We start from the raw sequence: 5,407 nt of genomic DNA on the forward strand, positions 1-5,407 counted from the left end.
CGCGGGGTAGATACAAGTCAATCCCCCAACAGAAAAGCAGCCCGCTGCTTCAGCCATTGCCTGTGCTCTCCATAGGCGTCGTCATGGCGACCCACCAACCGCCAGAAGTCCTTGGAGTGGTTGGGATGGACGAGATGGCAGAGCTCATGGATCACCACGTAGTTGGCAATGGCATGGGGCGCCTTGATGATGTTCCAGTTGAACGCCAGATGCCCTGTTGTGTTGCAGGAGCCCCAGCGTGATTTGAAGGTCCGAACGCTGATGCCCGCTGGCGTTACCCCAATCTGCCGGGCATAGCGGCTGGTTTTTTCCCGCAGCCGTTCCAATGCTCTGGAGCGATACCATGTTTGCAGGTACTGTCGGATTCTTCGCTGCCGCTGCGCACCCTGCTCGCCGGGGCGCACCGTTGCCCGGAGATATCCCCCCGAGAGGCGCACCCCCACCCGGCCCCCTTCCAGCACCTTGAGGCGATAGTTGCGCCCCAGATAGGGGAAGGATTCGCCGCTCACCAGTTCCCTGGGGCGAGGGAGTGGAACGGCTTGCCATTCCGCCGCCTTGGCCCGGATCCAGGGGCGCTTCTGCTGGAGAATCGCCGCCACCCGCTCATCCCCCAGGCGCTCCGGGATCCGCACGTGCAGTTCATTGCCGACGATGTGGAGGGCAGCGGTCCGTCTCGTGGAGCGGATCACCGCCACCCGCAGCCCCAAAATCTCTTCCGGGATGGCTGTCATCCGCGCCACTTGGCCTTGGCAAGATCCATGAACCGCTCCGTGACCTCAGCCGCCAAGGCTTGGGAGCCAAAGGGAAGCTCAAGGATGGACCGCTTGATCTGGAGCTTGATGCGGGCCACTTCGTCCCACTTGTCGAAGAAGCCGACGATCCGGGTGGCCTCCCGCAACGCGGCCACCAGTTCCCTGGTCACCTCAAGCACCCGCTGACGGGTCTCCTCATCCGTGTCCCCGTTACCTGATGCCCGGCTGACCTCCGCCGCCAGAACCCTGTAGAAGGGGCCTTCTTCTCCGCTGAGCCCCAGGTCGGCGTTTTGTCGGGCTTGCTCCTGCTCCATCCGGTCCCGGAACAGCAGCAGTTGCCGGGCCAACTCTTCCCAACGGTCCTCGTGGTTCCGGATGATCTCCTCCAAACGGCGGGTGAGGGACTGGTAATACTCGGGGTCCTCGTCCAGCTTGACCTTGATGTGGGCTCTGATGGCGTGCTCCACCTCCGACGCCCTGGCGCGGTTGTTGGCGTGGGCAGCAAGCACCTGCTCAAACTCCACGTCAAAGAGTTTGGTGGGAGCCACCCGCGGGTCCACCCCGTCGGCGCGGACGTGGTTCTCGATGAGCGCGCGCACCTTTTCCCCACATCCGGCGATGTTCAATTGCTCATCCCGATAACGGTTGCGGCACAGGACCACCACCTTGCCCAACGCCTTGAGATCGGCAAGGAAAGGGTTGGCGGCGGGGTCCGGCAGGACGATCTCCATCTGCCGGGCAAAGGTCCTGAAATCCGCCTCGAATCGCTGGCGTTTCAACTCGTCCGCCAGCAGGGTGACGCAGGCTTCCGTGTCCCGGAGATTTGCGCCCCTGAGGCGCCGCTTCACCCTGGTGTGGGCCGCCTGGAGCTTGGGGATCTCGTCCTTGAGGTCCTGGAGAGCACCCTGCACGTCGGTGGCGGAGAACACCTGCAGCGCCTCCGCCAAGTGGTCGGTGAGTCCGAAATAATCCACCACGTACCCCCTGAACTTCTCTGCCCTGGTGCGGTTCACCCGGGCGATGGCCTGCAACAGGGTGTGGTCCGTCAGTTTGCGATCCAGGTACATCACCTGGCAGATGGGGGCGTCAAATCCCGTCAGCAGCATGTCCTTGACGATCAGGATGGAGAGGGGGTGTTCTCCCATGGGCTGCTTGAACTGTTCCACCGCCCTCCTGTGACCGGCGGGGTCCGTCCACTTCTCCCATTCCTGTGGATCGTTGTGGCCGCTGGAGATCACCACGGCGGATTCAGGGGCGCCGGGGATGGCGTCCAGCTTCTGCTTGTAGGTGATGACGGCCTTCCTGCTGGAGGTCACCACCATGGCCTTGAAGCCGTTGGGGAGGATGCGCTTCCGGTAGTGGTCCACCAGATCCTCGGCCACCTGCTCAATGCGTTGGGACGCCTCCAGCACCGCCCGCTCCGTGCCGTATTTCTCCTTGATGGCCTCCTTCTCCGCCGGGGTCTTGTCCGCGAAATAATGTTCAAACAGGGCATCCAGGGAGTCCCCCGTCACCTTGGTGCGGGCTTGGCGTCCTTCGTAAAGAATCTGAACCGTGGCGCCGTCGGCCACCGCCTGCTCAATGGTGTAAGTGTCGATGTAAGCGCCGAATTCGTTGGTGGTTTTCCCGGACGCAATCAGGGGTGTTCCCGTGAACGCGATCTTGGGGGCATTGGGCAGCGCGGCATTGAGGGCGCCACCCAAAGATCCGTATTGGGTGCGGTGGGCCTCGTCCGCCAGCACGATGATGCGCTCGGAATCATTGAGGCAAGTGGGGACCGCCCCGGTGGCATCCACGAACTTCTGGATGGTGGAGATCACCAGGTCCGATCCATCCCTGGCCAGCAATTCCTTGAGGCGTCTACCCGAATTGGCCTGAAGGACGGTCTCCCCTTGCGCCCGCTGGAACGTGCTGGTCAGTTGCCGGTCCAGTTGGTTGCGGTCCACCAGGAAAACAAGCTTGTGGTCCCGCAGGGCGGGATCCCGCCTGATCTTCCGGGTGAGAAACACCATGGTGAGGGACTTGCCCGATCCCTGGGTGTGCCAGACGACACCTCCCTTGCCCTTGCGGTCCTCTGGCGCCTTGAGGCGGGCAACGGTCTTCCGAACCGCTCTGAACTGCTGATAACGAGCAACTTTCTTGACGGTCCGCCCGTCCTGGGTTTCAAAGACGGTGAAATTCTGAATCAGGTCCAGAAAGTTCCCGGGGGCAAGCAAGCCTTGGATCAAAACCTGCTGGGCCTTGGGAGATTCCCCCAGGTTGTTCTGGTCAGAGGGGTAGGGGTCTTTCCATTCCATGTAGGCCTCCATGGGGGAGGAAATGGCGCCAAACCGCGCCCCATCCCCATGGGTGGCGATCATCACCTGGTTGTAGTGGAACAGCCTTTCGCAACCTTCCGTGGCGCCCTGCTGGCGCAAATTGGCGTAACGGCGCAGTTGCTGGATGCCCTCCCCCATGGGGTTGGTGACGGTGGGGGATTTGCACTCCATCACCCCCAACGGCAGTCCATTCACGAACAGGATGATGTCGGGAACGATGACCTGGGCGGGACCCTGAACTCTGAACTGGTCCACACAGAGAAACTCGTTCTTCTCCGGGGCGTCAAAATCAATCAGCTTGACGGTCTGCCCTCGGCGACCATGGCCCAGATCCTGATCCAGGCTGAAGTATTGGGTGAGTTGTTCCCAGAACCATTGATTGGCCTCCATCAACGTGGCAGCCTGGATCCGGGTAACCTCACGAACCACCTTGCGGAGATTCTCCTCACTGATCCAGGGGTTGATGCGCCGGACGGCCTGCTCAAAATTGGGGGTGAGGACCACCTCCTTGAAGGAGGCGCGATGGTTGGCGTGGTCCGGGGCAAGGGCGGGGCCAGGCAATCGCCGCCATCCCACCCCCTTGAGTTGTTCAAGGGCGGGGGCTTCCACCAGGTTGCGCTCGTCGTTTGTCATGGTCTAGGGAGCGAACACACAACTGTGCGCAGGCTACCTGCCGCCATCCATTCCAAAACCAGCCAGGCCCCAGGGGTCCAGGTGATGGGGTCACTCCCCTGGAAACTTTGAAGCCTCCTCGCCTGGTTCAGGCACCGCCTTTGTTTCAGGCGGACGAGGAGGATGAGATTGATAAATTGTATCTATTCGTCTACCAACACCATCTATGCGAACATTAAGGTGATAAAATGCGCCTAATAATAAAATAATTATTGCTACTCCTATAGAAATTCCTGTCAATCCTATAGAGACTATAGTACTGGGCTTCAGCCATTCTCGTCGTTCAAGCTCTTTTCTCAGGTCTTTAAGCTCGTTTCCCAGATTTTTTATCTCTGCTCCAAATTTTGCCTCGTGCGAATCAACTCGACTCAAAAGATCTTTGTAATCTTTCAAATCATTAGCATCAACTGATCTGATTGATTTTTCTACAAATTTGGAACTGCTTTCTTCTAGTTGATTGTCACCATCTTCAAGGTGATTGTCAGGGGGAGGTGGCGTTTTATTCATTGTCTGACTTTCTGCTGCTGCTGGTCTTTGTAGCGTTTTTCATATTCTTCAAATACATCACTGTTGGAAATTATAATTCCTCTCGTTTCGGGTTTGTATCTTTTTCTCCATGCACCTTTGGCTTGATGGGTGATACCTATGAGTGTTGGTCCTGAGGGATGGGGGAAATTCCTAGCTACTCCTTTAAGTACTGCTATTTCCTTTCTATGGGCTATTTTATTCAAATCTTCTATGTCCTCAAAAGCGGACTCTGAGACGGACTTTGCGCCATAGCTGCTCAAGTGATAGTACAGTTCAGGATGGACAGGGCCATAGTCCCATGCTTCGAAATGCCCTTCTATCAGGGGCTCGTGTAGTTGCCCTAAGTAAACCATGTGGCTAATATAGAGGATTTTTTGCATTTCCAGGTTGGAGTACGTCCAGCCGGACATCTTGGCAAGATGCTTGCCAGCTCGCAGAACGGGAACGGTCATGGCTCTAGGCTCCATCAGAGGAAGGGCAACACTTGAGACGTGGGAACTGCATGTGGTTGTGAGGCAGGGGAGGGAAACCAGGCATAGCCAAGCTAGCACCAGTAGATCCTGGTGCAGTTGGATAGGATACATTTCGTGACCAAATGGGCGTATCCAGTGTGACAGCGGGGCTTCCGTAGGCTAGCCAGCTTTCCCGTGTGGGCAGGAGCCCTGGTAAGGCATCAGGCCTGTGCGGTTGTTGGTCCTTGATCCTGACGATGCCGGCGAGAGAGCAGTTCGAGGCTAGAGCGGAAGCTGGGAGTGCGCCTAGATGCTGACCCGCTTACGGCTGGAGAGGAGGTCTGAAGATAGTGCTGACTTCAGCGAGACGTACTTCTTCTCTAGCTCAAGTAATGCCGCCATCTGCTCGTCAACTCCCGAGAGGATTTCGGCAATCCTTTTCTGCTTGGTGACGGACGGGATGACAACATGCAGTTGCTCAAGATCCTCCAGTCTTATCCCTTTGACAGTACTTCCAGTGCTCTTGGCGGCAAGTGCCTTCTCGCTTGACCGCAGAAAGTGAAAAAGATATTCGCTGCTCAGCAGTTCTGGATGTGGGAAGATCGCTTTTAGATCTTGGTTTATTGCTACATCCATGCTAAATATGGCAGTCCGACCAACTGCCATTCTTGTTGCGACTAAGGAA

5 protein-coding genes are annotated in these 5,407 nt (G+C 57.7%); all 5 read right to left on the reverse strand.

The features are described from left to right. Positions 1 to 17 precede the first annotated feature (17 nt). Positions 18 to 731 carry a M48 family metallopeptidase gene (locus BG35_RS0105935; RefSeq protein ID WP_025782106.1) on the reverse strand — a complete coding sequence of 238 codons (714 nt, stop codon included), beginning with the start codon at positions 729 to 731 and terminating at the stop codon, positions 18 to 20. After that, positions 728 to 3,703, reverse strand: a complete 2,976-nt coding sequence (locus BG35_RS0105940; RefSeq protein WP_025782107.1) for a type I restriction endonuclease subunit R — start codon at positions 3,701 to 3,703, stop codon at positions 728 to 730. Before BG35_RS0105940 ends, BG35_RS0105935 begins: the two co-directional genes overlap by 4 nt. A 90-nt stretch (positions 3,704 to 3,793) precedes the next feature. Continuing rightward, positions 3,794 to 4,249 carry a hypothetical protein gene (locus tag BG35_RS12720; protein WP_152535192.1) on the reverse strand — a complete coding sequence of 152 codons (456 nt, stop codon included), beginning with the start codon at positions 4,247 to 4,249 and terminating at the stop codon, positions 3,794 to 3,796. Beyond that, the gene (locus BG35_RS12085) at positions 4,246 to 4,722 is read right to left on the reverse strand and encodes a Panacea domain-containing protein (RefSeq protein ID WP_161632552.1); all 477 of its coding nucleotides are present in this window, start codon (positions 4,720 to 4,722) and stop codon (positions 4,246 to 4,248) included. The genes BG35_RS12720 and BG35_RS12085 overlap by 4 nt, the downstream gene beginning before the upstream one ends. A 306-nt stretch (positions 4,723 to 5,028) precedes the next feature. Then, positions 5,029 to 5,407, reverse strand: a 379-nt coding sequence (locus tag BG35_RS10570) for a restriction endonuclease subunit S (RefSeq protein WP_173399743.1), incomplete at its 5' end; no start/stop codon positions are given.

The sequence above is a fragment of the Candidatus Synechococcus spongiarum SH4 genome (genome assembly GCF_000586015.1).
Taxonomy (GTDB): domain Bacteria; phylum Cyanobacteriota; class Cyanobacteriia; order PCC-6307; family Cyanobiaceae; genus Synechococcus_B; species Synechococcus_B spongiarum_F.

What these genes read in the sequence shown, in the direction of transcription:
- BG35_RS12720 (WP_152535192.1), bottom strand. Translation starts at nt 4,249, where the DNA reads ATGAATAAAACGCCACCTCCCCCTGACAATCACCTTGAAGATGGTGAC.
- BG35_RS0105935 (WP_025782106.1), bottom strand. Translation starts at nt 731, where the DNA reads ATGACAGCCATCCCGGAAGAGATTTTGGGGCTGCGGGTGGCGGTGATC.
- BG35_RS0105940 (WP_025782107.1), bottom strand. Translation starts at nt 3,703, where the DNA reads ATGACAAACGACGAGCGCAACCTGGTGGAAGCCCCCGCCCTTGAACAA.
- BG35_RS12085 (WP_161632552.1), bottom strand. Translation starts at nt 4,722, where the DNA reads ATGACCGTTCCCGTTCTGCGAGCTGGCAAGCATCTTGCCAAGATGTCC.